The 26,782-nt window shown below is 46.1% G+C and carries 30 protein-coding genes and 1 pseudogene; 14 read left to right on the top strand and 17 right to left on the bottom strand.

Annotation, left to right across the window (positions count from 1 at the left end; genetic code table 11):
• The first annotated feature begins 125 nt into the window (after positions 1-125).
• From H8S64_RS05815 to H8S64_RS05805, 3 genes and pseudogenes are all read left to right on the top strand, one after another.
• Positions 126-494: a BlaI/MecI/CopY family transcriptional regulator gene (locus tag H8S64_RS05815; protein WP_099292384.1), complete on the top strand. Its 369-nt coding sequence runs from the start codon at positions 126-128 to the stop codon at positions 492-494.
• Positions 495-497: 3 nt separating this feature from the next.
• Positions 498-1,516: pseudogene (locus tag H8S64_RS05810) on the top strand (M56 family metallopeptidase); the annotation flags it as partial.
• On the top strand, positions 1,496-2,296 hold the full coding sequence (locus H8S64_RS05805) for a carboxypeptidase-like regulatory domain-containing protein (protein ID WP_436231461.1): 801 nt from the start codon (positions 1,496-1,498) through the stop codon (positions 2,294-2,296). The pseudogene H8S64_RS05810 and the gene H8S64_RS05805, both read left to right, overlap by 21 nt.
• A 433-nt stretch (positions 2,297-2,729) precedes the next feature.
• On the opposite strand, the gene fabG is transcribed toward H8S64_RS05805, so the two are convergent.
• Entirely contained in the window at positions 2,730-3,476 is a 747-nt protein-coding gene (gene fabG, locus H8S64_RS05800) for a 3-oxoacyl-[acyl-carrier-protein] reductase (RefSeq protein WP_186975327.1), read from the bottom strand.
• Positions 3,477-3,948: 472 nt separating this feature from the next.
• Here fabG and H8S64_RS05795 point away from each other — a divergent pair, with 472 nt between their 5' ends.
• The 9 genes from H8S64_RS05795 (at position 3,949) to H8S64_RS05755 (ending at position 11,058) form a co-directional block, all read left to right on the top strand.
• The gene (locus H8S64_RS05795; RefSeq protein WP_186975326.1) at positions 3,949-4,404 is read left to right on the top strand and encodes an alanyl-tRNA editing protein; all 456 of its coding nucleotides are present in this window, start codon (positions 3,949-3,951) and stop codon (positions 4,402-4,404) included.
• 132 nt (positions 4,405-4,536) lie between these two features.
• On the top strand, positions 4,537-5,538 hold the full coding sequence (gene pta / locus H8S64_RS05790) for a phosphate acetyltransferase (protein ID WP_186975325.1): 1,002 nt from the start codon (positions 4,537-4,539) through the stop codon (positions 5,536-5,538).
• Between the two features lie 128 nt (positions 5,539-5,666).
• Positions 5,667-6,866 (top strand): acetate/propionate family kinase, encoded by a 1,200-nt coding sequence (locus H8S64_RS05785; RefSeq protein WP_186975324.1) that lies wholly within the window; start codon positions 5,667-5,669, stop codon positions 6,864-6,866.
• Positions 6,867-6,988: 122 nt separating this feature from the next.
• A complete protein-coding gene (locus H8S64_RS05780) occupies positions 6,989-8,410 on the top strand; it encodes an MFS transporter (RefSeq protein WP_186975323.1) in 1,422 nt (473 codons plus the stop codon).
• A 57-nt stretch (positions 8,411-8,467) separates the two neighbouring features.
• Entirely contained in the window at positions 8,468-8,782 is a 315-nt protein-coding gene (locus H8S64_RS22385) for a hypothetical protein (protein WP_222621145.1), read from the top strand.
• A complete protein-coding gene (locus H8S64_RS05770) occupies positions 8,766-9,104 on the top strand; it encodes a type II toxin-antitoxin system RelE/ParE family toxin (RefSeq protein ID WP_186975322.1) in 339 nt (112 codons plus the stop codon). The genes H8S64_RS22385 and H8S64_RS05770 overlap by 17 nt, the downstream gene beginning before the upstream one ends.
• Positions 9,105-9,168: 64 nt before the next feature.
• Entirely contained in the window at positions 9,169-9,759 is a 591-nt protein-coding gene (locus H8S64_RS05765) for a LemA family protein (protein ID WP_186975321.1), read from the top strand.
• Positions 9,760-9,827: 68 nt separating this feature from the next.
• Positions 9,828-10,265, top strand: coding sequence for a TPM domain-containing protein (locus H8S64_RS05760; protein ID WP_099292374.1), 438 nt, complete (start codon positions 9,828-9,830; stop codon positions 10,263-10,265).
• A 7-nt stretch (positions 10,266-10,272) separates the two neighbouring features.
• Positions 10,273-11,058 (top strand): TPM domain-containing protein, encoded by a 786-nt coding sequence (locus H8S64_RS05755; protein WP_186975320.1) that lies wholly within the window; start codon positions 10,273-10,275, stop codon positions 11,056-11,058.
• A 7-nt stretch (positions 11,059-11,065) separates the two neighbouring features.
• Here the strand turns inward: H8S64_RS05755 and H8S64_RS05750 are convergent, their stop codons facing one another.
• From H8S64_RS05750 to H8S64_RS05700, 11 genes are all read right to left on the bottom strand, one after another.
• Entirely contained in the window at positions 11,066-12,217 is a 1,152-nt protein-coding gene (locus tag H8S64_RS05750; protein ID WP_186975319.1) for a helix-turn-helix domain-containing protein, read from the bottom strand.
• A gap of 39 nt (positions 12,218-12,256) precedes the next feature.
• Positions 12,257-13,018, bottom strand: coding sequence for a hypothetical protein (locus H8S64_RS05745; RefSeq protein ID WP_099292371.1), 762 nt, complete (start codon positions 13,016-13,018; stop codon positions 12,257-12,259).
• Entirely contained in the window at positions 12,970-14,334 is a 1,365-nt protein-coding gene (locus H8S64_RS05740) for a hypothetical protein (protein WP_186975318.1), read from the bottom strand. The genes H8S64_RS05745 and H8S64_RS05740 overlap by 49 nt, the downstream gene beginning before the upstream one ends.
• A gap of 14 nt (positions 14,335-14,348) precedes the next feature.
• Complete coding sequence (locus H8S64_RS22710) at positions 14,349-14,444, bottom strand: AraC family transcriptional regulator (RefSeq protein ID WP_366482475.1); 96 nt, start codon at positions 14,442-14,444, stop codon at positions 14,349-14,351.
• A 5-nt stretch (positions 14,445-14,449) separates the two neighbouring features.
• Entirely contained in the window at positions 14,450-14,860 is a 411-nt protein-coding gene (locus tag H8S64_RS05730) for a hypothetical protein (protein WP_186975316.1), read from the bottom strand.
• An 84-nt stretch (positions 14,861-14,944) separates the two neighbouring features.
• The gene (locus tag H8S64_RS05725; RefSeq protein ID WP_186975315.1) at positions 14,945-15,526 is read right to left on the bottom strand and encodes a Yip1 family protein; all 582 of its coding nucleotides are present in this window, start codon (positions 15,524-15,526) and stop codon (positions 14,945-14,947) included.
• Between the two features lie 18 nt (positions 15,527-15,544).
• Positions 15,545-15,943: a hypothetical protein gene (locus H8S64_RS05720; protein WP_186975314.1), complete on the bottom strand. Its 399-nt coding sequence runs from the start codon at positions 15,941-15,943 to the stop codon at positions 15,545-15,547.
• Positions 15,944-15,957: 14 nt separating this feature from the next.
• Positions 15,958-16,971: a hypothetical protein gene (locus tag H8S64_RS05715; protein ID WP_186975313.1), complete on the bottom strand. Its 1,014-nt coding sequence runs from the start codon at positions 16,969-16,971 to the stop codon at positions 15,958-15,960.
• A gap of 20 nt (positions 16,972-16,991) precedes the next feature.
• A complete protein-coding gene (locus H8S64_RS05710) occupies positions 16,992-17,504 on the bottom strand; it encodes an outer membrane protein (RefSeq protein WP_366482428.1) in 513 nt (170 codons plus the stop codon).
• Positions 17,505-17,820: 316 nt separating this feature from the next.
• On the bottom strand, positions 17,821-18,291 hold the full coding sequence (locus H8S64_RS05705) for a YqaA family protein (RefSeq protein WP_186975312.1): 471 nt from the start codon (positions 18,289-18,291) through the stop codon (positions 17,821-17,823).
• 7 nt (positions 18,292-18,298) lie between these two features.
• Positions 18,299-19,366: a DUF2157 domain-containing protein gene (locus H8S64_RS05700; RefSeq protein ID WP_186975311.1), complete on the bottom strand. Its 1,068-nt coding sequence runs from the start codon at positions 19,364-19,366 to the stop codon at positions 18,299-18,301.
• 264 nt (positions 19,367-19,630) lie between these two features.
• Here H8S64_RS05700 and H8S64_RS05695 point away from each other — a divergent pair, with 264 nt between their 5' ends.
• Complete coding sequence (locus H8S64_RS05695) at positions 19,631-20,761, top strand: M20 metallopeptidase family protein (RefSeq protein WP_186975310.1); 1,131 nt, start codon at positions 19,631-19,633, stop codon at positions 20,759-20,761.
• Here H8S64_RS05695 and H8S64_RS05690 read toward each other — a convergent pair.
• Together H8S64_RS05690 and H8S64_RS05685 are read right to left on the bottom strand one after the other, a co-directional pair.
• The gene (locus H8S64_RS05690) at positions 20,737-21,936 is read right to left on the bottom strand and encodes a clostripain-related cysteine peptidase (RefSeq protein WP_186975309.1); all 1,200 of its coding nucleotides are present in this window, start codon (positions 21,934-21,936) and stop codon (positions 20,737-20,739) included. The two genes, H8S64_RS05695 and H8S64_RS05690, sit on opposite strands and share 25 nt — an antisense overlap.
• A gap of 324 nt (positions 21,937-22,260) precedes the next feature.
• Positions 22,261-22,818, bottom strand: a complete 558-nt coding sequence (locus tag H8S64_RS05685; RefSeq protein WP_255469442.1) for a Crp/Fnr family transcriptional regulator — start codon at positions 22,816-22,818, stop codon at positions 22,261-22,263.
• Positions 22,819-22,951: 133 nt separating this feature from the next.
• Between H8S64_RS05685 and H8S64_RS05680 the strand changes: the two genes are divergently transcribed.
• Entirely contained in the window at positions 22,952-23,272 is a 321-nt protein-coding gene (locus H8S64_RS05680) for a DMT family transporter (RefSeq protein WP_099292361.1), read from the top strand.
• 4 nt (positions 23,273-23,276) lie between these two features.
• Here the strand turns inward: H8S64_RS05680 and H8S64_RS05675 are convergent, their stop codons facing one another.
• From H8S64_RS05675 to bioC, 3 genes are read right to left on the bottom strand one after another with little or no spacing between them, the layout of a single operon-like run.
• Positions 23,277-25,085: a peptidase U32 family protein gene (locus tag H8S64_RS05675; protein WP_186975308.1), complete on the bottom strand. Its 1,809-nt coding sequence runs from the start codon at positions 25,083-25,085 to the stop codon at positions 23,277-23,279.
• The gene (gene bioD, locus H8S64_RS05670; protein WP_186975307.1) at positions 25,082-25,768 is read right to left on the bottom strand and encodes a dethiobiotin synthase; all 687 of its coding nucleotides are present in this window, start codon (positions 25,766-25,768) and stop codon (positions 25,082-25,084) included. The genes H8S64_RS05675 and bioD overlap by 4 nt, the downstream gene beginning before the upstream one ends.
• A 14-nt stretch (positions 25,769-25,782) precedes the next feature.
• Entirely contained in the window at positions 25,783-26,625 is an 843-nt protein-coding gene (gene bioC, locus H8S64_RS05665) for a malonyl-ACP O-methyltransferase BioC (protein ID WP_222621144.1), read from the bottom strand.
• Positions 26,626-26,782: the final 157 nt, after the last annotated feature.

Raw genomic sequence — 26,782 nt, 5'->3', positions numbered from 1 at the left:
TATACACACTTACTTGTTAATTATCAGTTATATGTATTATTTTATAGAATATTAGCAAATTATTAACTACAAGAATTAGTTGAATAACTAAAACTTTTAGTTACTTTGCGTAAAAGATAAAAACTATGAAAGGACTAACAGCAAAAGAAGAAGAAATCATGGGATTTTTCTGGAAGGAAGGTTCTCTATTCGTGAGACAGTTACTCGCCTATTACGAAGATCCCAAACCGCATTTCAATACCCTCTCCACCATCGTGCGGGGTCTGGAAGAAAAAGGATTTCTCGGACACGAGGCTTTTGGTAACACCTATCAATACCATGCCGTCATCAGTGAAGAAGAATTTAGAAAAGGTACTTTAAAGAACGTGATCAACAAGTATTTCAACAACTCGTACCTCAATGCCGTTTCTTCACTGGTACAAGAAGAAGATATCTCACTGGAAGAACTGAAACAACTTATAGCCGAAGTAGAAAAAGCACACCAAAACGAATAACTTATGGGAACTTTTTTCGTCTACATACTGAAAGCATCCGTTTGCCTGGCAGCATTTTATCTGTTTTACAGGTTGCTGCTGAGTAAAGAAACATTTCACCGTTTCAACCGGATCGCTCTATGCGGCATTCTGGTATTATCCCTTGTTATCCCCTTCTGTGAAATAACCATTCACGATAACACCGAGATTCAGCAAACTCTTGTAAACTTCGAGCAATACATCATGCAGGTTGACGATGTCATACAGACCACGTCAGCCGCCGCGATAACACCATCCATCCCCGTGTGGATACCGCTCGCTCTGCTAGTTTACTTTCTCGGGATTCTTTTCTTTTTCGGACGTACCGCATACTCGCTCGCACACATGCTCTGTCTGGTACGCCGCAGACGGAAAGAAAAGTTGGAAAAAGGGACTATATTGGCTGTACACGACAAAGATATCGCCCCCTTCAGCTGGATGAAATACATCGTGATCTCGGAAAAAGATCTGACAGAGAATAGCAAGGAAATCCTCGCTCACGAAATGGCGCATATACGTAACCGCCATTCCGTTGACTTGTTGATTTCAGACCTTTGTATCTGTTTCCAATGTTCAACCCCGCCTCTTGGCTGCTTAAACAGGAATTGCAGACCATTCACGAATACGAGGCTGACGACTCGGTTATCCGCCAAGGCATCAACGCGAAACAATATCAATTATTATTAATAAAAAAAGCTGTCGGCACAAGGCTCTACTCTATGGCCAACAGCTTTAATCACAGTAAACTTAAAAAACGAATCACTATGATGTTAAAAGAAAAATCCAGTCCGTGGGCTCGTGCAAAGTACCTGTATGTACTTCCATTGGCGGTAATCGCCTTAACCGCTTTCGCCCGTCCCGAAATCTCCGGCGAACTAAACGAGATTTCAGCAATCAAAGTTAATGATTTTACTTCAATTCTGGAAACAAAAGCGGCAAATAATCCCGTTCCGGAACAAGACTCTCTGACAACCAAGACGACCGTGAAGACCTCTGCAAAAGATGGTGTGATTTACATTACCACCACCTCCTCCAACGACTCCTTGGTTACACTCACGATTCGCGAGGATACCCTCTCCCGCTCTTCACGCGTGTTAATTAGGGATACCGTTATCGATGGGGGGACGTATATCATATCAAGCCGTATCAGTGACGAATCCCTTGACACACATTTATTTATTGTAGAGGGACAAGAAGTAGATCAGAAAGCATTCCGCTCGCTTCCTCCCCAAATAGTCAAATCAATAACCATTCTCAAAGATAAAGCTGCCACTTCCGTTTATGGCGAGAAAGGCAGGTACGGAGTTGTCAACGTCGAGTTAGTGAAAGATTTTATCACATTTTCCCCGATATATGTTTTATCTGCTCAAGACTCAATAATTACTCTTGCAGACGGAACAAAGGTGAAACTATCATCACAAACGGATCTTGTTTCTCAAGAAATTCAACCAAACGGAAGAGAGATTCAGTTACAGGGAGAAAGTTATTTTAGCGTTACAAAGCAAGACGAACGTCCTCATTTTCGTCTCAGAATGTCTGAGGTTAAAGTTGTAACCAGTCCCTCCATAATAGAAGCATCAGGTACAATTCTGGACCAAGACGGTAACCCGATTGCAGGAGCAACTGTTTCGACTCAAGGAGTTCAAACAAATACAGACAAGGACGGTAAATTTTTACTTGTCACCGGGAAAAACGATAAACTTACCGTTACCGCTCCCGGTATGAAAAAAGTAAAAATCAAAACCGCCCCGAACCTCTCCATCCACATGAAAAAAGCACAATAATAATCACACAAAGTGAGAAATGGGACGTTCCCGTCCCATTTCTTATTATTCAATACAAAGATACTTTCCGCTTTACCCTTTTCCAACCATATTTCATAAAGAGCACACGTGTTTTCACAAACACATCTATTTAAGACATAAACACACCTTCAGGTAACCGATGTCCCGTACGGAATCCGACATAATCAGTACACACAACTGTATCACTATAGAATCACCTTCAAATTCTGTCCGAGTTCTAATATACCACATAATCCACGTGTATATCTTTTTCGCCGGGGAAAATCAAGTTGATTTTTCCGGTAGTTGGTACATGTACGTGGAGTGATTCGGTGATTTTGCCACATACATTCCTGTCATAAAAAAAGTTGCAGGTTACAGGTACAACTTGTAACCTGATAACCTGCAACTTGTAACTCGCCTTCGGCGATGTCTACATATTCATTCCACCGCAAACGTGGATGGTCTGTCCTGTCACGTAAGAGGACAAATCGGAAGCGAGGAACACGCATACTTTAGCGATATCTTCCGGCGTTCCGCCTCTTTTCAATGGAATTTTAGCAGCCCATTCTTTCCGCACGTCCTCGGACAATTGAGCGGTCATGTCCGTGATGATAAATCCCGGAGCCACGGCGTTAGCACGGATGTTGCGAGAACCTAATTCTTTCGCCACGCTCTTGGTGAAGCCGATGATACCTGCCTTGGAAGCGGCATAGTTAGCCTGTCCGGCATTACCGCTTACTCCCACCACGGAACTCATGCTGATAATAGAACCCAATTTCTGGCGTAACATGACGGCAGAAACGGCTTTCGTGAAATTGAACACGGATTTGAGGTTCACGTTAATCACGGCATCCCATTGTTCTTCGCTCATGCGCATTAACAAAGTATCTTTCGTGATTCCGGCATTATTTACAAGTATGTCAATTCGTCCGAATTCTTTAACAATCTCGTCCACGGTAGCACTTGTAGCAGCAAAATCGGCAGCGTTGGAAGCGTACATTTTCGCTTTCACGCCCAAGGCAGCGATCTCTTTCTCTGTCTCTTGTGCGATTTCGTCATACCTTAAGTCGGTAAAAGCAATATTAGCGCCTTGTCTGGCAAACTCCATTGCCACAGCTTTACCGATACCTCTTGATGCCCCGGTTACAATGGCTGTTTTTCCTTCTAATAACTTCATAATTACAGTTTTATTTAAACCTAAATTAAAGGGGACACACCCAAAAGGCGATTCTTCCCCACGGGTATTTTTACCCGCTCAAGGTGCAAAGATAGGCAATAAATTCTATTATAACATGTGATTTAGACTAAAAAAAAGAAACCGGGGAATGGCGAGTGGAGGGTTTGGAAGTATATCAAGGGCCGATATAAGGTCTAAGGCGTATCGATTCGATCATGTTATGAAAGTAAAACTTCCTAAGTGTGTCTCGCACTTATCCCCGGTATTCATTATGTATTTTTACCGTGAACGGTTGTAACATTTGATTCTCGCTGTAAAGGTAAGTATCTTTTTGATATATCCAAAAGAAACAGTTATTTTTTTACCGACTTGTGACCTATTAACTTGTAATCAAATAATTCGCGTATCGCAAATTATTTAATTATATTCGCGATGGAACATCACAAACTACAAAATTTGCAATATTAAAAGCATGAACATCAACGAACCGAACAAGGTATACTCCTCGCCTGCCATGCACACGGCGGAACACATACTAAACTCGCAAATGGTAAAATACTTCCATTGCGAACGGGCTTTCTCGGCGCATATCGAGAAAAAGAAGTCCAAGTGTGACTATTATTTCACCACCTCTCCCACTCCCGAGGATATAGCCACGGTAGAACAAGCGGTGAACGACATTATTCAACAGAACATCAACGTAGAAGAAATTTTCTACCCGAAAGACAAAGTACCTTCAAGTATCAGCATCGAACGCCTGCCCGACCCAAGCGTAGATACAGTACGCGTTATCCGTATCGGTGATTACGATCAATGTGCCTGTATCGGCGAACACGTGACGAACACAGCGGAAATCGGTACATTCCGTATAATATCACACGATTTCAACGAAGGAGTATTGCGAGTACGCTTTAAAGTGAGTTCATGAATTTTGCAATCTCAATCTTGCAAAATCATTGAAAATTGCAAACAATAAATAGCAAAACACGTGTAATTTGATGAATTATTCATACTTTTGCGGCAACGATTGCGAATAACAATTACAAAACAGATAAAGACAATGAATCTCCTTGAACAAATCAAAGAAAACGCCAAGAAGTGCAATAAAAGAATTGTACTTCCGGAAGGAACCGAAGAACGTACGTTACAAGCTGCCGATATTCTTTTGGGTGAAGGTATCGCGCAAATTATCCTAATCGGGAAACCGGAGGAAATCAAGGCTTTGGCGGAGAAATTCGAGTTAAAAAATATCGGTAAAGCAACAATCATCGATCCCGAGAACCACGAAAAAAAAGAGACTTATGCCGACTTGTTGGTTGAACTCCGCAAGAGTAAAGGGATGACAAAGGAACAAGCATTGAAACTTGTTGTTGATCCGCTTTATCTGGCAACTTTGATGATCAAAAGCGGTGATGCGGACGGTGAAGTCGCCGGAGCGAAGAACGCTACCGGAGACGTATTGCGCCCGGCGTTACAAATCGTGAAGACGCTACCGGGAATATCTGTCGTATCAGGGGCTTTCCTCCTGTTGACCAACAAACCGGAATACGGGGAAAACGGGTTAATCGTGTGCGCCGACTGTGCCGTGTTGCCTAACCCCACCGCTGAAGAATTGGCTCAAATAGCCGTGGCTACTGCCGGAACCGCAAGAGCTATCGCTAAAATCGAGCCGAGAGTGGCCATGTTGAGCTTCTCCACCAAAGGATCGGCAAAGAACGAACTGGTAGATAAAGTAGTAAAAGCAACCGAACTGGCAAAAGCAATGGCTCCCGACGTAATGATCGACGGCGAAATGCAGGCAGACGCCGCACTGGTAGCTTCCGTGGGTGCAAGCAAAGCCCCGGGCAGTCCCGTGGCCGGAAAAGCCAACGTGCTTATCTTCCCCAGCCTCGAAGTAGGTAACATCAGCTATAAACTCGTGCAACGCATCGCGGGCATCGAAGCTGTTGGACCCGTGCTACAAGGTATGGCAGCCCCAATCAACGACCTGTCAAGAGGTTGTTCGGTTAGTGATATCGTAAACCTAGTGGCTATCACGGTAAATCAAGCTGCAGCAAAATAAATCAGTTTATAAAATTATAAAGTTCATAAGGTTCATAAAGCAAGTTTACTTTATGAACTTTATAAACCTTATAAACTTTACGAACTAAATATTTCACGGACTTTAAAAACTTTATAAATTCAAATATAATGAACATATTAGTATTAAACTGCGGTAGTTCCTCCATAAAATACCAGTTGTTAGACATGGAAGGAGAGCCAACGTTACTGGCAAAAGGATTGGTAGAAAAAATCGGTCTACCGGTAGGAAGCTTCACACACAAACCGGAAGGAAAAGATAAATACGTGGTGGAAGAACCAATCAAGGATCACACCGTCGGTATTGACTTGATTCTGAAAGCACTTGTTGACCCGAAACACGGGGTGATCAAGGCTCTGACCGATATTAATGCCGTGGGACACCGCGTGGCACACGGGGGGGAATTCTTTGCCAAAAGCGTTATCGTGGACAAAGATGCTAAAGATAAAATCGCCGCTTGCTGCGAGTTGGCTCCGTTGCATAACCCGGCAAACCTGGCCGGAATCGAGACAATGGAAAAACTACTGCCGGGCGTTCCGCAAGTAGCCGTATTCGATACCTCGTTCCACCAGACACTACCGAAAGAGGCATTCATTTACGGTCTGCCCTACAAATATTACGAGCAATACCGGGTACGTCGTTACGGCTTCCACGGGACATCTCACAAATTCGTGGCTCAAAAGGCATGCAACATTCTAGGCTGGAACATCGAAGAGAAAAAGATTATCACCTGCCACCTCGGTAACGGCTCATCCATTACCGCTATCAACAAAGGTAAATCCGTCGACACCTCTATGGGCTTCACTCCCAACGCGGGGGTGCTCATGGGTACCCGTACGGGTGATCTCGACCTCGGTGCATTGTTGTATATCTGCGACAAAGAAGGACTAACCACAGCTCAAGCAAACGACTTGGTAAACAAAAAATCCGGATTACAAGGAGTGTCCGAGGTATCTTCAGACTGTCGTGACCTGCAAACTGCCGCAAGCGAAGGTAACGAGAAAGCCCGTTTGGCTCTTGACATCCTTTCTTACGACGTGAAAAAATACGTGGGTAGTTACGCAGCCGTACTGAACGGCGTAGACTTGATCGTATTCACGGGTGGCATCGGAGAGAACGACGATGAGGTACGCGAACAAGTATGCCGTAACATGGAATACATGGGTATTCATTTCGACACGGCTGCCAACAAAGGCACTCGCGGAAAAGACAAAATGTTATCCATGTCTGACTCTAAAGTGATCGTGATGAGCATCACTACCGATGAAGAATTGGTTATCGCGACAGATACGATGAATTTGGTTAAATAATTCGCCTACGGCGAGTTACATTGCTTTCGCAGTTACAGGTTTAGACAATCTCTTCGAACTTGTAACCTGTAATTGCCGAAGGCAATGCAACTTGTAACTTGCCGAAGGCAAAACCTGAAACCATGAGTTTTTTCAGTAAATTTCCCCGCACCTTCTGGGTGGCAAACACTATTGAGTTATTCGAACGTTGGGCATGGTATGGATTTTTCATGCTATTTGCCAATTACCTCACCAGTTCTTCCGACGCAGGAGGTCTGGAATTCACGCAGAGCCAGAAAGGTATCCTCATGGGCGTGGGCACTGGAATACTCTACTTCCTGCCCGTGTTGACCGGGGCAATTGCTGACCGCTACGGGTACAAAAAAATACTGGCACTCGCTTTCGTGATTTACACCTCGGCATTTATCCTCTTACCCTTGTTCTCAACATTTACGGGAGTATTTCTCATGTATCTTTATCTTGCCGTGGGTGCCGCGTTATTCAAACCGGTAATATCGGCAACCATAGCCAAGACAACCACTGATGAAACGGCATCAATAGGATTCGGCGTTTACTACATGATGGTGAACATCGGTGCTTTCTTCGGTCCTATGGTAACATTACTATTTAAAGGATCATCGCATCTCGTGTTCTACGTTTCAGCAGGGATGATCGCGTTGAATTTCATTCTGCTGCTCTTTTACAAGGAACCTCACCGTGGAAAAGTGGAACAAACCTCTCTGGCAAAGACTTTCGGGGATATATTCCGTAATATGTTCAGCATCGTACGGGATGTCAAATTTCTCGTGTTCCTGCTTATCGTGGCAGGTTTTTGGACTATGTATTACCAGTTATTCTTCACGCTGCCCGTGTTTATCTCTCAGTGGGTGGATACCAGCGTGCTTTACAACTTTTTCCACGAGTATATTCCATTTATCAGTAATAATTACAGTCCCGCACCGGGAGTATTGGACGCCGAATTCGTGACAAACTTCGATGCCTTGTATATCATCATTTTCCAAATCGCGGTATCAAGCATCGTGATGCGCATGAAACCGTTGAAATCAATGATGTCAGGCTTTCTCGTGTGTTCCATAGGTATGGCATTAACATTATTTTCCCAAAACGTACTCTTCACGCTCGTGGCGATACTCGTCTTCTCGCTGGGAGAAATGGCAGGCTCACCCAAGATCACGGAATACATCGGACGTATCGCCCCGCATGACAAGAAAGCCCTTTACATGGGATACTCCTTTATTCCCGTGTTTATCGGTAGTGTTTTCGCGGGGATTATCTCCGGTATGGTGTACCAGAATATGTCCGACAAAGTGGTTATCACCCGCCAATTCGCCGAAGCCAAAGGCTTGGCTATCCCCGAAGGGTTATCCAGTAACGCCTATTTTGACAACGTGGCGCAACAACTCCACATGGGACACAAGGAATTGACCGATCTCCTTTGGCAACAATACTCTCCCTCTAATATTTGGATGGTAATTCTAACCATAGGATTAGGCACAACCGTGTTACTTTACATCTATGACCGGGTAATACGGGAAAAAGCATAACACTTTTCGGATATATTTCGTATCTTTGTGATTATTAAGACCACGAGGATCATTACTATGGCAAAAAAGAAAATATACAAAATGCCCCCTCCGGCGGAAAATGAAGTCAGCGAACCCGCTATCGCTTACGGGGAAATGAATATCTTGAAACAGGAGTTAATAGATGATATCAAACAACTTAACGATATGATAGCACTCAAACGTTTGGTGAAATATATCCGCCGCCAAAAGAAAGCGGTCGAGAAAGAAACTATCGGTAAAGAAGAGATTTTAGCGGGAATAGAAGCAAGCTTAATAGAATTGGAATTAATTAGGGCAGGCAAAAAGAAAGCAAAAGATATAAATGAATTCCTTGATGAATTACAAGATTAACATTTTAATCGGATTCGCAAAAGAGTTCAAACGATTAAGTAAACGATACCATTCTTTAAGAAACGATCTTATTGCCTTACAGCAAGAATTACTTGAGCACCCGGACTCCGGCATAGATTTAGGAAAAGGTCTGCGCAAAGTTCGTATGGCTATTCGTTCGAAAGGAAAAGGAAAAAGCCACGGGGCACGGGTAATTACCTATACTATTATTCTAAACGTCGAGGAAGGAGTTATCAATCTTCTCTATATCTACGACAAAGCCGAAAAGGAAAATATTACCGGAAAAGAACTTGAAGCCCTGCTAAAACGGCATGGTTTCTGATAGAAGAAATTGAAAAATATTATATTTGTCACATTAATTGTATCACTAAAATAAAAGCAAAAAAATGAAGAAGAGTTATATTGTAATCGGAATAATTGTCATTATCCTGATTGGTATTTTCATGTGGTTTAAAGGAAGTTACAATCAAATGGTAACTCGTAGCGAAGGAGTATCATCACAATGGTCGAACGTGGAAAACCAATACCAACGCCGTTTGGACTTAATCCCTAACCTCGTGAACACGGTGAAAGGATACGCCAAACACGAGCAAAACACGCTGACTCAAGTTGTGGAAGCCCGCGCGAAAGCAACCCAAATGAGAATTAATTTTGATCAACTTGACGAGAAGACCATCCAACAATTCAACAGCATGCAGGGCGAACTCTCCTCTGCCCTCTCCCGCTTGATGGCTATATCGGAACAATACCCCAACCTCAAGGCAAACGAAAACTTCCGGGATTTGCAAGCTCAACTGGAAGGTACCGAGAACCGTATTGCCGTGGAAAGACGGAAATTCAACGAGGACGTGAAAAGCTATAACGCTTACATCCGTTCATTCCCGAAAAACATCCTCGCCAACATGTTCGGCTTCACCGTGAAACCTTACTTCGAGGCCACCGCCGGGGCGGAAAAAGCACCGGAAGTAAAATTCTAAAAAAGCGAAATCCCGTGCAGTTGGAATCCAAAATCTAAAATCTAAAATTTAAAATTTAAAATCAACTCATGTCTCCCGAGAAAGCATTCACCAAAGAACAAAAAGAAGCCATGGTAGCTGCCATACAAAAGGCGGAGAAAGATACTTCCGGAGAAATCCGGGTCCATATCGAGAATCGCAGCAAGATAGAAGTACTCGACCGGGCGGCGGACGTGTTCGCCGAATTGAAGATGCACAAAACGGCACTTCGCAACGGGGTATTGATTTACGTTGCTCTACTCGACCACAAATTGGCCATTCTCGGCGATGCCGGGATTAATTCCAAAGTACCCACCGGATTCTGGGACTCGATCAAAACAAACATGGTCGAGAAATTCAAACAGGGAGCGATCACCGAAGGTATTTGCGAAGCCGTGATTACTGCCGGGGAACAATTAAAAGCGTATTTCCCCTACCAAGAGGATGACGTGAACGAACTTCCCGATGATATTTCATTCAGTAACTAGAACAACAATGATAAAAAGACTATTCATATTACTTACCCTTATCGCAGGCATAAGCTATATCACCGGAGCACAGAACATTCCCGACCCCATGAAACCCCGGCGTATCGTGAACGATTTCACCGGACTATTCAGCAAACAGGAACAAAATACACTGGAAAGAAAGCTAAGGAATTTCAACGACAGCACATCCACGCAGATAGCGGTAGTCACCGTTCCCACGCTAAACGGTTATGATATCAACGATTACGCCGCCCGCTTGGGTGAGCAATGGGGCGTGGGACAAAAAGGCAAGGACAACGGTATCGTGCTCCTGATAAAACCCAAGAGCGGCAGAGAACGAGGCGAAGTAGCCATCTCCGTCGGTTACGGGTTAGAAGGAGTCATTCCTGACGTCATCGCATCCCGTATCATACGTAACGAAATCATCCCCTCTTTTCAGCAAGGAGAATATTACAGGGGTGTAAACAAGGCTCTCGACGTGATCATGGATCTCTCGAAAGGAGAATACACGGCGAACGAATACCGGAAGAAAAGCGAGAGTGGCGGGTGGATTGACTTCGTCATCGGTTTTATCATTTTAGCGGTATTACTGTCCTTCATTTTCCGGCGGCGGGGTGGCGGCGGATATTCGCCGGGACGTTCCTCCGGCGGTGGCTTCTTTATCTTCCCCATGGGCGGTTTTGGCGGTGGCAGCAGCAGTGGTGGCTTCGGCGGCTTTAGCAGTGGCGGCGGCTCGTTCGGGGGATTTGGCGGTGGTTCATTCGGTGGCGGCGGTTCCAGTGGTAGCTGGTAAAACCAACTCAATATTTTTCTTTTTCATTCAACCAACGGGCTGGAGATGTACCCTCCACTTTCTTGAACGCGAGGAAAAAGGTAGACCGGGAATGAAAACCGCATTCCCGGTAGATACTGTCTATCGTGTAATTGTTCGACTTCAATAGCAATAGCATTCGCTTTGCCTCTCGTACCCGCATCTCGTTAATCAATTCAAAGAAGTTCTTCTGCAAATAACCGTTTATCGAACGGGAAATAGCACCTTTCCCTATCCCCGTCTCTCTCGACAACATATCCAGCGAGAGATCGGGATTCCTGTAAATATGGGTAGAATTCAATATATCAATTACCCGAGCGCAATTCAATTTCATTTGACCGATATCCAAATCAACGGTTTGCCACAATGTTTTAGAAGCCCTTTTCACCTCCGAAACAGAAGAATCCAGACGACAGATATACCCCGCAACCGGATAAACGATATAATTATACGTCAAATAACTCATCGCTATGACATTCAGTATCGGGATCAGCCATACATCAGTCCGAGGCGAAATCAGATAAGTAACGAACACGATAACGAACAAAATCCCGAATAAAGTTACCGTACGGGGAAGCCACCCGATCGTCAAGTAATCACTATCGGAATAATTATCCTGCAACGCCTGCTTTATCCGACGCAGGAATCGGAAAATAAGAATGAAATAAAACACAAGCTGAAATAATACGATAAAGTCATTCACTAGAGCCACGAAATTCTCCACACCGTTAGCCTGTTCGAGCATATCCTCGATAAATTCCTCTCTCGACATCGGCAGGTAATAGCTCAACATAGCCAATAAAGAAATACAAGCCGGAATAAAATGCCACCAATATCCGGCGGTAAACTTGAATGTCTTATCCAATTGCCCCCGGACGAACAACCACAACACGGGCAACAACAAGACATTCATGAAACAAGCGGGATAAACGGCTATCTCCGCTACACCGTAAAACTCCACGGAACGGGACAAATTATAAATATAGACCGGAACTGTCGTCGCCACGATCAGCACCGCGACCCCCCCGCCGCTTTTCATTCGAGTAGCGGCGCCCAACACGATAGCCATAACCACCAACAAGGTGATACAGCCGGAATTCACAATTATAATCAATAAATCTTCATTTGTCATCCAATCCATACACTAATTTTGCTAATATACAATTTTTTTCAAAAATTCCTATGGAACATGGTTATTCAAATTCGAATAATAAAAAAGAACAATATCCGAATAATTATAATACTTCATTCCGGGATAAGCAAACATAGATATAAAGAAACGCTTTCTATACGCTTCCACCTGTATGGCATCATATTCTGCCGTGAAAGAATAGTTGTATGCCGTAGCATAAAACCGTAATCGTGCCTCGGCGTCCAAACGGTCTATCCCCGGATGCAGTTCAGGCAACAAGCGCATGAACAAACAGATGTACCTAACCTGACCTTCCAAGGTTTCCAACCGGTTGATACGTTCCTTGCGGGCACGCGCAGAAGTCGTCGTGTCAAAACGAACATCCGGACTGCGTTTCACGGTGTCATGCATCCACAATCGTTCCAGCTTCTCGGCGAAAGAAGGCTTTATCTGGAAACGCCCGATCGAGAAATTAGCATACTTCTCCCCGAACTGCACGTAAAGCGTTTTCAGACAAGAGATCTCTATCTGGTCTTGAAGCGCAGAGTAACGCAACAATTCGGGAAACACCGTGGCACGAACCACATCCGGATCGACACCCCAACGGGTGGCGGAGTCCGCTATCCAAAGGTTACAGTCAAGAAAAGTCAATGCGTCCGAATACTCCGCCCGAAACAGCTCATCGTAGCGTTCTTCATTCCCTTCCCTTCGACTTCGGCAATCACACGCGAAAGATAGCAGGATAGCGACTCCGTATCCCGTTAAAAGTCCAAAGAATACCTTACTATACTTTCCTTGTTTTCCATGCATAACCAGATCAATTCACCGTTCTCGTACGTCACGTGCATCGGGTAGGGATACTCCTTCCCGTCGGAAAAGGCGATCTTGTCATATTCTTTCAAGGCAAACCGCTGCCCGTCCGGGGAAATCCAAAGTATATCACTCGTCGGGTAAATTCCTCCCGGCACTTGCATCTCCACCCCGTCTATTCGCAACGTGCCGTTAAACATCGCTGCCCAATGCTCTCCCCCGGAGCGGGAAAAACATATCATGGCATCCTTCGCGTAAGGTCCGTACCCTTTACCATCAAGAGTATAGATATATTTCTCGAAAACAAGCTGTTCGGGAGCGATCTCCTTGAGTTCCTTTTCGAGTTCTTCTTTCTTTCGTTTTATATCCGCAAGCACTTTCATCTGTTCTTCCTTGCTGGCGCCCTGCATCTTCTTCGTCAAATCAATGATAGGTTTCATCTTCTCCATCTGTATTTGATTATATTCCATCTGCTTCTCCATCTGTTTTTGCGGATTCGTGCTTGTAAGCGGTATACTCAATAAAAGGACTTTGCCACTCTCGTTCGTGAGCACTTCCAAGTCATATTGCATATACTTGTCGGTCTTCACCACCCCGGCTAACGGGGTAACAAACGCCAACGGGGCATTCATGTTATACACCACAGCGATAAAAGCACTTTTATCCTCGTTCTCGTAAAGATAATAGAGCTCTCCCTCGAGCGGGCCGTATTTCTTGCCTTCCTCGACAATATAACCGTCCTGCAACGGCTTTTGGAAAGCCCGAACCTTCCTCGTCACGTTGGCATTCACGTACTTGACTCTATCGGCAGGCAATTGAGCCTTCATCTCGGACTTCGTGTAAGGCCCCGTTCGCTTACCGTCCTTATAAATATAGAACGACCTATCGGCAACGTTATACACGGCAATCGAAATTTCCCCTCCCCCCGATAAGACACCACCACTACTTTCCGCAACGTCGATACTTTCGGATGGCAATATTTTACCTACCTCCGTCCTTTTTACCGGTCCCCGCGGACCTTGCTTCATTCGCTGACCACTCTCCGCTTTTGTTGCGACGGGTTTTACCTTCACCTCTTCCTTCTTCTCCGTTTTGTCTTTTTTATCTTTATTTCCTTTCACGGCATTCCCCGCCTCATCAAAAGCGTCATCCACGGTCTTGTCCACTTTCTTGTTCACCTTGTCCTCCACTTTCTGCTTCGCTCTCTCTTCTGCCCGCTTACCAGCCTTTTTTATTATCTTTTCACCCCACGACTGACCGTAAGCGAGATTCACCGCCAACATAAAACACGTGAGGAATATCCATATCTTTCTCATCACTTCATTTAGATTTATTTTTTGTTTTTCTTCAACCATTCCGTGGGTGTCACCCCCTCTATCTTATTAAAAGCAAGATAGAAAGAAGATCGGGAACGGAAACCGCACATGCGGGCTATCTGTTCGATGGAATATTTATTCTGACACCCGTCCAGCAACATCCGTTTATCAAATTAAAAAAATTCTTCCCTAAAAGTGTGTTTATCGATTGAGATATGATTATACTTGAAATACCGGTAGCCTTCGCCACGTATGCCACCGAAATATCCGGTTCCTTGTATATCTCACTCTCTTGCAAATAAGCCACCACTTTCTCGCAATACCCTTCCATATCCGTCCGGCTTAAAGATGAACGAGTATTTACACACTTATCCGCCTCCCCCCGACAGGATTGCTTCTCTCCCTGTCCCGTAACATCCCTCCTTTTTCTAAAAACCTTAAACGGAATCATCAAGTAACGTAATACACGTCCCCAACAACCTTTAGGTACCCCGGAATACTCCTCTTGTTCAGAATAATTCTTCATCGTTCATATTTTTACTAGATACCTCATGAAAGAAGCCTGTGCCACGTGTCGCGAAACCGTGACACATCTTCTTTTCTTAACCAGTTACACTAGCGTCGTTCCAACACCTGTCACCGCACCCAATATAGCCCCCAGTACAATGGAGATCACCACCATACACAAAAGAGCCACTATAAAATAGTTCGTCACTTTTTCTTCGGGCACCTCCAGCATAGGTTTCACACCCAACCAAAGGATATACAAACCGTAAAGCCCGGCAATCCCCGCGAGAAAACTCAAACTCCACATTATATAGAAAACACCACCCGCGCAAACCGCCGTGTAACAATATGCAGCCAGCTGGAAAGCCTTATCAAAATCCTTCTTCGCACCGAAATGAGGAGCCACCAGATAGAACGCCAACGCCGTCAGGTATGCCCCCCCGATCACCGAAACAAACTGCATCAAGGCATAGCGGATGCCCAACCCGAAACCTGCCACCCGCACGAACAACACCTTATGCCCGATCACCCCCCAGCCGATAAAAGCGGCAACCGCAGGTATCAGCGCCAACCACAACAAATAAGTAGTCAACATTTTAACATGAGGTATCGTTTCTCCTTGAATCTTCTCCCATTCCGTCTTCGGGGAAAACAAGATATTCTTAGCCCTGTCTATCAGATTCATAATTTCAAATTTTAAATATTAGTCATTCATCTCCCCTGTTGCCTTCTCCAGTTCGGAAGCGGCTTTTTCCAATTCTTTTCCCAACTCCTCGGCAGACATACCTGTTTCTTTCTCCACCTTCTCCAATCCCTTCTCCACCGCGATTTTCGTCCACCGTGCCACGATCCCCACGCACTTCAACCTATCCATCATGCCCAACTCGTCATCATCAATCGCCTTGTTCAACGTTTCAAGATGAGTTTCCATCTCCTTCCCCAACTTCTTCCAATCCTCGTCGGTCAACTTGTCTTTCTCTTTTTCCGCCTTCGTCGTTATCTCGTCAATCGCTTTCAAAGACTTGTTCGTGGCGCTTCCCCCACATGAAACGAATCCAAAGAAAAGAAGCGCGAATAGGATTAGTATAAATAGTCTTTTCATGACGCCCTCCTTTGTTATCTTTGTTTAGCTTGCTGCAATTTCAACTTCGCCGATTCGGGTAACGGTTTCAGTTTCTTTCCGTTCAAACTCATTACAGCCCGCGAACCATCGGAAATCGAAAATTCCATAACCTTTACAGCCAAATCGTTCAAGTCAGAACCGATACTATTGCTCGGCGTATTCACAGGGAATACACCCGTGACAGGATTTTGTCCCCATGTCGGCGACAGCAATGCTCCCTTATAAATAGCCGTCACCACCCAATTCGTGGCTATCAACTTGTCGCAATTCTGGTACATATTCACCCACACCTCGTATTTACCCGATTGCACGTATCCGTCCGGGTAAAAAATATTCTCGTTATTAATCCCGTCAATACCACATCCGGCATTCGAATCCACGTCTAACCCGTAAATCACCTCTTCTGTCCCTTCGGTTTCATCGTCACTCTCCCGGTAATTATCACGGTTACCGTAATAAATCACCGCGCCATCCGGTTTTACCAAATACAAATCAACATCCTTCTCGTTGTCAAAAGAAAGACTCACCTGCAACGCTCCCGTCCCCGCGGCTATATATTTCACGTTTGTCGTGAACTCCTTCGTGATCTCCCCATTTACTGTTTTTGTGGCAATCCGTATCGTAAAATCACCCTCCAGATTCTGGCTCACAAGCAGAATCACGTTATACATGTTAGTCCCTGCGCGAGATATCGTCGGATCAAAACGATAATACCCCTCTGTCTCGCCGGACACCGCCACGTAAATTTCCGAAACCTCCTCTTCCGAATTGATCGTTACCACGGAAGAACCGCCTGCCAAAACATTCTTGTTGATATTCACCTGTCCCACGGAAAGTTCCGACGTTGCCGCCGGGAAACCACCCCATACATAAGTAGCATCGAGTACCATGAAATACTTTTCTTCCAGTATCCCCGGTTTCTCATCATCATCGCTACATCCTGTCATGAGACTCCCGAAGGAGCCCATGACAAAAATCGCCAGTAAACAAAAAAGTACGCATTTCATAATCATTCTGTTAGTAGTCATTAGAATCTATACTTCACACCCAACCCGAATACCGGGCGGTTAAAGTCCGCGATAATCTGGTACTTGATTTCCAAATTCAAAGAAAGTACATCCGACAAGCGGTACTCGCCGCCACCACCAATGTTAAAACCGAATTTACCATCCGACGCCTTCACTCCGAGTACTTTCACGCTCACGTTCATGTAACTCAACCCTGCCAAAGGATAAAACAGAAACTTCTCGTTCTTCAACGGGAAAAGATAATGCACGTTCGCGTTGAAATCGGTCATGTTATACTTAAAACCCAAACCTTCGTCTTTCGGGAAGAAATAATTAAAACTGGGTTCCAACCGGATAACATCCGTGACATTCCACTGGAATTTCAACCCCAGCCCGAAATTACTTATATCACTGCTGGTTCCGTAAACGAAATGCGCACCTGCCGCCATATCGCCTTTTTTTTGCGCGTTCACACATAAAACAGACACCATCATTACTAATAATAAAATAACTTTTTTCATTTGATTTTTCATAGTACTTCAATTTTAGATTTGTTATGTTGTTTATTCACATTTGTAAAATTACGGGAATACAATTTCACAGAAAAGCGGATTGCGCTCGTTTTTGTCCGAATAAAATTATTCGGACAAAATAATCAAAACAACACATAACAACTAGCTATATACTAGTAAACAAATACACCGGAAGAATCAAATATACTTGATATATCTTTTTTGAAAACAGATTATTTTCGAACAAAGTAAGACAAATCACATAAAATAATAAGACAATCCTTTAAAAAAGTAAGACATATTCCACCCAAAAAACTTAACTTCCTGTTGCCTTGTGCTAATTATTACTAATCCACTCGACAAAGCGATCAGCGTATTTCAAGTAAAGAAGCACCCACACCACGAACCGGGCAAACCGTCCCACCAGCATATAGAAAGCGGACATTTTCGGACGGATACGATAAAACCCCAAAGCAATAGCAAACAAATCTCCCACCAGAGGCAACCACGTGAACAACGCCAGCCACACGCCGTAGCGGTCTATATATCCTTTTTGCTTTTCCAACTGCTCGCGCTTCACCTTGAACCACCGTTCCATCCAATCCCAACGCCCCAGCCAGCCGATCCAGTACGAGGTAAGCCCGCCCAACCAATTGCCTGCCGTGGCAATCGCCAGACACCACCACACGTTTCCTCCCAACGCCAACACGCCTACCAGCAACACGTCCGCGCTCATAGGTATAACCGTCGAGGCAAGAAACGAGCCGATAAAAAGTCCCCAGTATCCCAAGCTTACGAGTGTATCCATACTTCTTTCAATTCATGTCTTCTTTTACTTTACGGGCATCCCGGGCGAAAAACTCAAGACTCCATATTTTCTCGGCTTTACGTCCCAACAGCCAGAAAGATACTGCCAGAACAAAAAAGAATAATGCCACGTGCATCACGTCCCACAACAACGTGAAATACAACGTGTATATCCCCAGAAGAAAGAAAGATATCCCGAATCCCCGTGCCACCGCATCGTCCCGTCTAAGACCGATATACGCCGCAATCGCCGAAGCTGCCAACGTCAAACCGTTCCAGTACCAAAGCTCAATCTGCCGCATGCTATACCAACGGGCAAAACTACGCGTATCCCCGAATATGGACAGCAACCACAGGGAAATAAACAAGTAAAGCATCCCTACCACGTAAGTCGCGTGGTCTACATCGGTAAACCAGCGTTTCCCCCGCACCGCGAAACGGCACAACAGGATTGCCGCCCCGAAAGCCGCAAAACGGGTAGGATAATTCATCCCCAAAAAGTAATGTCCCCAATCCGTCAGGTAACCAGTTTCGGCACCAAACCAGCCTCCCAGTGAAAGCAAGGCAAACACCCATACCATGGAAGACGAGAACCGGAGTCCCAGAAACCCGTAGACCAATGCCGCAAGCAACAATAACAACGAAAAATGCCCGCTCCCGTTATCAACAGCGGCTCCCAAATACCCTATCGACACGGCTGTAAACACCACGCCAATAAAAAGAATCGTTTCATTGCTGAATATCTTGTATGGCAACCGCTGCCGCCTCTTCCACCCCCAGTAATACGTCAACGCCGCAAGCACGGCAAACACCCCGCTCGCCAACCCGTAAGAAGAAAGGAACAGCTTTTCCAGAAAATTCATGATAAAATGATCGGCAAGCACCGATCCCACGGCAATAACGCCACATACAACCGCTATCCAAAACGAGTACTTTGCCAACTCTTTCCACTCGAACGGACGCACCGTGTAACTTGTTTTTAACCGATTAGCAGTATCTGTCGTGATTGTTCCTTCCGCTTCCCAACGCTCTATCACTCCCCGCAGAAAATCACCCTGAGTTTTATTCAACTTCATCGCTATTCTGTTTTATAATTCGTCGTAAAGGTAATAATTTTTCGATACCAACCGCGTTTCAGGCAGATTTCTATCCAAGTCATCCCGTCGCCTCGTTGTTCATTCAGTGTTTAACCGTTGTTCAACCGTTTCGAAACGGTTACAGAACAAATACAAAACGATAATTCATCAAAACAACCTCTCTAAAAGAACTCAATTGGTAACTGTTCGGGGTTCAAATTTAAACTTTAACCCTTACCTTTGTCCAATCAAAAAAAACAAGTCATGCAGGAAAACACGTTTTACAACATACGCCACCATCTCCACCAACACCCGGAACTGTCCGGACGGGAGAGCAACACCGCCCGTTTCATCGAGGAACAACTACAACCTTTCGCCCCGACCAAGATCATCCGCCACGTTGGCGGACACGGGCTACTGGCAGAATATTTCTTCTCCGAAAACGGTCAGACGCTCCTTTTCCGTGCGGACATGGACGCCGTGGCTGTACAGGAACCTGACGAACTCCCGTACCATTCCCAGAACCTCGGCGTAGCCCACAAATGCGGACACGACGGACACACGACAATCCTCTTGCGTTTTGCGCAAATGTTGCACGACCATCCCCTGCAACAAGGCCGCATACTACTGCTCTTCCAACCCGCCGAAGAAAACGGCAGCGGTTCCAAGGCCGTACTCGACACGAAAATACTTGATTACTATGCCATCGACCGGGTATTCGCCCTCCACAACATACCGGGAGCACCGACCTCTGCCGTACTCTGCAAAGAAGGCAGTTTCACCTGCGCCGTCGTCAGTGTTTCCATTGCTCTCACCGGAAAGACCTCCCACGCCGCCGAACCCCAAAATGGCATCAGCCCGATTCCCGCCACCCTCCACATCGTCGAGGAACTGCAACACTGGAATAACACGAACATACAATCCGACGACTATTTCCTCGCCACGATCGTGGAAATACATGTCGGTGAAGAAGCATACGGCGTATCCGCCGGGAACAGCGTTATCCGGGCTACACTCCGTGCCAAAACCGACCGTCGGTTAAACGAATACACGGAAAAACTAAAACATTTGGTTATTGCCGACTGTGAAAACACTCCCGGTTTGCAACACGAAATCACGTGGCTTGAACCTTTCTCCGCCAACGAAAACGACAAGCAGGCAGTGGCAACAATCAAAAGTGCCGCCCTTCGCGAAGGTTTCAATTACGTGGAAGTGGAAAACCCCTTTAGCTGGGGCGAAGACTTCGGGCTATTCACTCAACGGTACAAAGGAGCCATGTTCGGTTTTGGAGCCGGCGAAAACTGTCCCCCGCTTCACTCCCCGCACTACGACTTCCCGGACGAACTCATCGAAACCGGAGCCCGGGTATTCTATTCCGTGGCATCCTTACCGTAAACTCCCGCCCACGGGAACTTCCAGTAAGCAGCAGTTCTCTCTCGCCAATCATAACGTTCCAAAGGGATATATGTCGTAATACCACAGTACTTATCAGCCGATATCGGATTATTATAAAAACTTTCCGTAAAAGCGTGGTATAATACAACTTTCGCTAATTGCTTATCGTAAATATTTCTAAAAGATTGATCGGACGACATATACCTCACATAATCCCTTAAATCAAAAAACATGTCATATCGATTAACCGTCCATGGTATACAAATTACTTCAGAACTTCCTATTTTAGCCGCTTCTGAAGCTCGTCCACACAATAATTGCCGAGTCAAATTATACAAATTATCTAATTCAGCAGTATTAATTAAAGCGATTGAACCGAAATGCAATTTATCATTATACGTATTATAATATTCATAATAAGTTTCACATACATTTTTCAAATCTCGTTCTAAATCTGCTCCTTTACCCCAGAAATAAGACATAACATCACTGTAAGGGAATCCTTGGATTTGTGTTTCTGTCGGACAAGCAATAATATACTTTGTTTTGTAGCGAAACTCGTACAAAGCTTCAACAGAAGACATCATACAAGCATCGAACAAGATAAAATCCACTCCTTCAGCTGGTATAATTTTAGCCATTTCACGTATATCCATACCTTTGCCAAATTTCTTATCTGCAAAACTCCGAGAAATCGGGTTATCCCAAAAAGAATCTGATTGTATTGAACGTGCCTCCGCCGATAACAATAACCACCCGGAAGCATGACCACCGAAAATTATTCCATAAGAATCAGACGGGTACAAAGACTGCATATCCCCTATTACTTTTTGCAACGTTGCAGGGTCAGCAGAATTCAAATCATCATCATACGTCCTAAGTATTTCTTGTTCCGCAACACCATTCTTTATCTTGAAAGTCAGTAATTGAGGCGCAGCCCCATTAGCATCATAGTAAATAACAATATCTCCCTTATAGCCCTTCTTCCATGCTCCCGCCATATCCTTGATATTATTTTTCAAGTGGTTGGAAATAGTGACATCACCCTCTCCAACAAGATACACCATCAACGTCCTCACCTTCTCCGGTTCATTCTCATCCTTCTCGCAAGACACCATGAAAAAGAAAGCGACACACAAAATATATTGAATAAAATATCGACTCTTTAATCTCATAACAAATTATACCCTATATAAAACTCTGCAAGATAATCAAAATCTATTAATAATGCAAATAATGAGGGCGTGTCGAAAGTCTTTTTCTTCTAAAACTCTTCCGTCTGCTTCGCAGCCACCTCCTCTATAAACAGAGGAGGAGCTAGTGAATCTTACCAAAGACAGTGAGTAACTCAGCTCTCCCTCTGTTTATAGAGGGAAACTGGCGAGTAAGCGAGAGTAGCGGGGAAACTTGTTTCCACGTTACCGAGCGAGAGCCAGTTCGAGCGATAGCTCAATACGGCGAAGCCGCGAGGGAGTTTAAAATAACTTTTAACCCGCCCGTCACTTTTTCTTCCCCCTAATTCGACTCAAATGCTCGGAAGTAATCCCAAGATAAGAAGCGATATACTGCAACTGCACCCGTCGGACAATCCCCGGTTTCTCCCGTGTCAAGCGCAGGTATCGTTCCGAAGCCGTTTCGGACAAATGCGATATCAGCCGTTGTTCCGTCTTCACGAACTCCCGTTCCAGCAACTGCCGTGCCCAGTTGCACACCTCTATATCGTGATGATAAAGTTCGAAAAGTCCCTGCCATTCAATCCGGTACAAAACTGCATCCTCCAACAACTCCATCGTTTCGTATCCCTTTTCCCCGTACACATACCCGCGGGCAGAGATAATAACGTCCCCTTCCAGCCCGAACCAGATAGTCACGTCCTTCCCGTCGCCCTCCGTGTACGCCCGAGCGATCCCTTGCCCGATGATATAGATATTCCTCTCCGGCTTATCCCGACTGAACAACACGTGTCCCCTCGGGTAACGCACCTCCGTCACGAGAGATGCCAACCGTTTCCCCACGTTCCCCGGGAGTAAATTCTCCATTCCTGCCATCCCGCTCATATCTGTTTCAAGTTTTCCACAAAAATATACTTTTACAATTGAATCGCAAGCCCGTGTCGATTAATTGATAAATATCAAGTAATTCCCCGCGTCGATGCCCTACCTTTGCCCTGTAACATTAACGAAAACAACTATGCCTTGGATTTTATTGGTTTGTGCCGGACTACTGGAAATAGGCTGGCCTCTCGGGTTCAAATTAGCGGGTGTTCACGAGAAACACTTTTACCTTTTCATCGCACTTTCCATCGTTTCCATGGGATGCAGCGGCTATCTCCTGTACCTCGCCCAAAAAAGCATCCCGATAGGCACCGCGTACGTGGTATGGACGGGTATCGGTGCCGTGGGAACCGTCTTGCTGGGGATATTATTCTTTCACGACTCGGCAAGCGTCCTTCGCCTATTATTCGTCACGCTCATACTGGCGGGTGTCGTGGGACTGAAATTAGTCCACTAACCCCTCACGGCGAAACCACCTTCATAAAGCAACGTTCGCAATCGAACTCAAGCCTGAATCTGCCCAAGTTATTGGAAAGGTAAAGGGGATACTTCAACGCCTTATCCTTGCCCGACTTGCGGCACATTCCCAGTTCAAACAACAGGCAATAGCGTGTGGTCATCACGGCACGTCCCGAACGGTTCCGGGCGACCTCGAAACCCGCTTCCGGCTCTGCCGTCCCGTGTTCGCGGTAGAATGTCCCCGACAACCTGTTCACCACGTTCAACCGCCAATCCGCCTCTCCCGCGTACACCGCGTCCCGGTTCAACGGCGCCTGTACCCAACGTTCCCGTTGCTTCTCCCGTTCCTCGGTCAACAAGTCCAGCAACCGCCCCCGGTAACCGTTCACCACCGCCGACGGGATAAAAAGTACCGTATCACCATGATACTCTACCGGGCAACAATCATAGCGCGTATTACCGCTTTTGCCCAACTGCCCGACAATTCGTTCCGCCTGAGCCGCGTTTGTCGCCCTCTCGAACACCTCGTCACTACGCAGTGTCACCGCCACGCCTGCCTCGTCCTCGGCAACCAGCACGAGATGATCCTCCTCCGTGTACACGTCAACTCTTACTTGAATCTTACGCACTGAAACCGCTTTGGACAAACGACTTACAAACTCGTGATCGTAATTCCTGTACAACACCGTCCCCGGCATCACGGTCACCCGCTCGTTGCACGTCAGTCGATTGCCTTCCGCCGTGTTCACCTTGATCCCCCGCAACTCTTGCCCGTCAAAATAGCACAAGCCGTCGGCATTATGTATCGTTTCCAGCGCCTCCACGACCAACAAATTTCCTTTCGCCTGTTTCACCACCGCCACTTTCTTCCCCGTGGACTTCGGGGTATCCATGTTCACGATACCCCGTTTCCGCCCGGCAACAAAATAATCCGTGTACCCCCGGTTGAAACTTCGTTCCGGCTCGGCATCGAATCCCGCATTCACGTGCCCGTTTCCCACGCGGGACAATCCCTCGCTTCCAGCGATAATCCCGTCCAACCGGGCAGAATAATACCTCGTGACGTTCGCCACGTAATCCGCTTCTTTCAACCGCCCCTCTATCTTGAACGAATCAATTCCAATATCCACCAAATCACGCAAGTAAGCGGATAAATTTAAATCTTTAAGTGAAAGCACGTGTTTGTCCTTCACCAGCACCTGCCCGTCACTGTCCGCCACCGTCCACCGCATCCGGCAAGCCTGCGCGCACTCGCCCCTGTTGGCAGACCTTCCCGTCAGATAATGAGAGATATAACACTGCCCGCTTAAACTGACACACAAAGCCCCATGCACGAAATACTCCAACTCCGCTTTCACCTCCCGCCGGATTGCCCGCAATTGCTCTAGGGATAATTCCCTCGCCAACACGATACGCTGAAATCCCAACCGATCGAGAAACTTCACGCGTTCCAGATCGTAATTATGCATCTGCGTACTGGAATGCAGGGCAATAGGCGGTATATCCAGTTTCAATATAGCCGGGTCTTGCACGATAATAGCATCCGCGCCAACCCGATACAGCGCGTGAATCAACCGTTCCACCTCCGCCAGTTCGTCATCATAAAGTATCGTGTTCAAAGTCACGAACACCCTGCAATAAAAGCGGTGAGCGTACTCCGCCACCCGCGCAATCTCTTCCACCGTGTTGCCTACCGCCTGACGCGCCCCGAAAGCGGGTCCGCCGATGTACACTGCATCCGCCCCGTTGTTGATAGCGGCTATCGCCACCTCGACATTCTTTGCCGGGGATAACAACTCCAGTTTCCTCATTTCCGTCCCTCCAAGGCGCTAACATCCACGTCCGGATAATCCGTCCCGTGTACCACGGGCACCTCGATCAATGCCGTCGTCGGGAAATGTTCTTTCAAGTATTGCCGGAATATCGTGATCGAATCATTCGTGATCCACTCGCTGGCGTTCGGGAAACGGTTATACACCAGACAAGCCAACTCAATTCCCCGCGCACGGCACAACTCAAGGCTCATCAACGTGTGGTTAATACTTCCTAGTTTAGAGGATGTTACTAAAATCAACGGAAGCTTTTGTTCACACACGTAGTCTATCGTGAAATACTCCCTCGTCACCGGCACGTACAGTCCCCCGGCTCCTTCCAGCAATATCGTGTCGTACATAGCCCGCAACTTCCCGGTTGCCCCGGCAATGCGCCCCATGTCGAGCGTCACCCGATCAATCTCGGCTGCCAAATGCGGCGAAGCGGGATAGGTCATCACGTAGGGACAGGTCGTACCGTCCTCGTCCGCAGGTTGCGGCTCCATCCCCATAATCTCGCGATGTTTCAGAATATCTTCCGATATTCCCCGGCATCCCGTCTGAATAAACTTCTGGGTAATCACGTTTACCCCTTTCCTTCTCAAAGAACGAGCCAACAACCCGGTCACCACCGACTTCCCGGCATCCGTATCTATTCCACTGATAAAATAAACTGTTCCCATTTATGATTTTAGATTTATGATTTTAGATTGAACTCCCTCCCGGCTTCCGGGCTCACTTGACCGCGAAGCAGACGGAGGAGTTCATTTTCAATTTTCAATTGTTTCCTCCTGCACACGAAGTAAAGCGGGTGATAAGTCAATATCACCTTTCCTTCCACCGTGAAACGGGTATTATACTCGTCGATAAAGGCGTTCACCCGTCCTTTCGTCCACACGGAACGGTCGGAAGAAACGTTCACGCCCGTTCGTTTCAGATGCTGCAAAACCGACAGGGGATTATCAAATTCAAGAACATGAAACTCTTCCTCCATCCGTTCCACCGTGAAACAGGGACTCAACAAATCCCGCAACTCCTCCTTCGTGCGGTATGCCAAGCCGCCACCCGTGGTTTGCCGTATCTCGCGCAAGTTATGCTTACCGAATGAACTGAATACCATGCAACCGCCATCATTCAGATTCTCCGCCAACATGCGAAAAGTAGCCTCCGGGTCGGTGAACCACTGGAACGTGGAAGCCGAAACAATAAGGTCATACCCGCCGGGTAGTTCCGCCCGCTCGATATCACCCGGTATGCAACATCCCTCCGGAATCCCGTTAGCGACAGCCGTCCCGCAGCACAAATCCTCCACGAGATCGTTCACGTGCAACTCGCTCCCCGGAAAAGCCTGCCTCAACAAAACGGTCAACAATCCCGTCCCGCATCCCACTTCCAGTATCTTCCGAGGCATCCGTTCCACCGCTGCCACAGCCATAGGACACAGCCGTCCGACCACTGCCCGCTGTACCCACGCGTTCTCGTCATAACTCCCCATGCTGCGCCGGAAATGTTTCCGCACTTTTTCTTTATTTATTTCCATCATGTTCAAATTTCATGAAATTCATAAAGTTTATAAAGTTTATAAAGTTCATAAGGTTTATAGACCCCTGCGGGGCGCTTTGTCCACGGCAGCTTGAGCTGCCGATAAACATTGTCCGAAGGACACCCGTCACTTTATGAACCTTATAAACTTTTAA

The organism is Butyricimonas hominis, from assembly GCF_014287455.1.
Lineage (GTDB): Bacteria > Bacteroidota > Bacteroidia > Bacteroidales > Marinifilaceae > Butyricimonas > Butyricimonas muris.
Note: the sequence above shows the minus strand (reverse complement) of the source record. Positions and strands in the feature narration are given on the sequence as shown.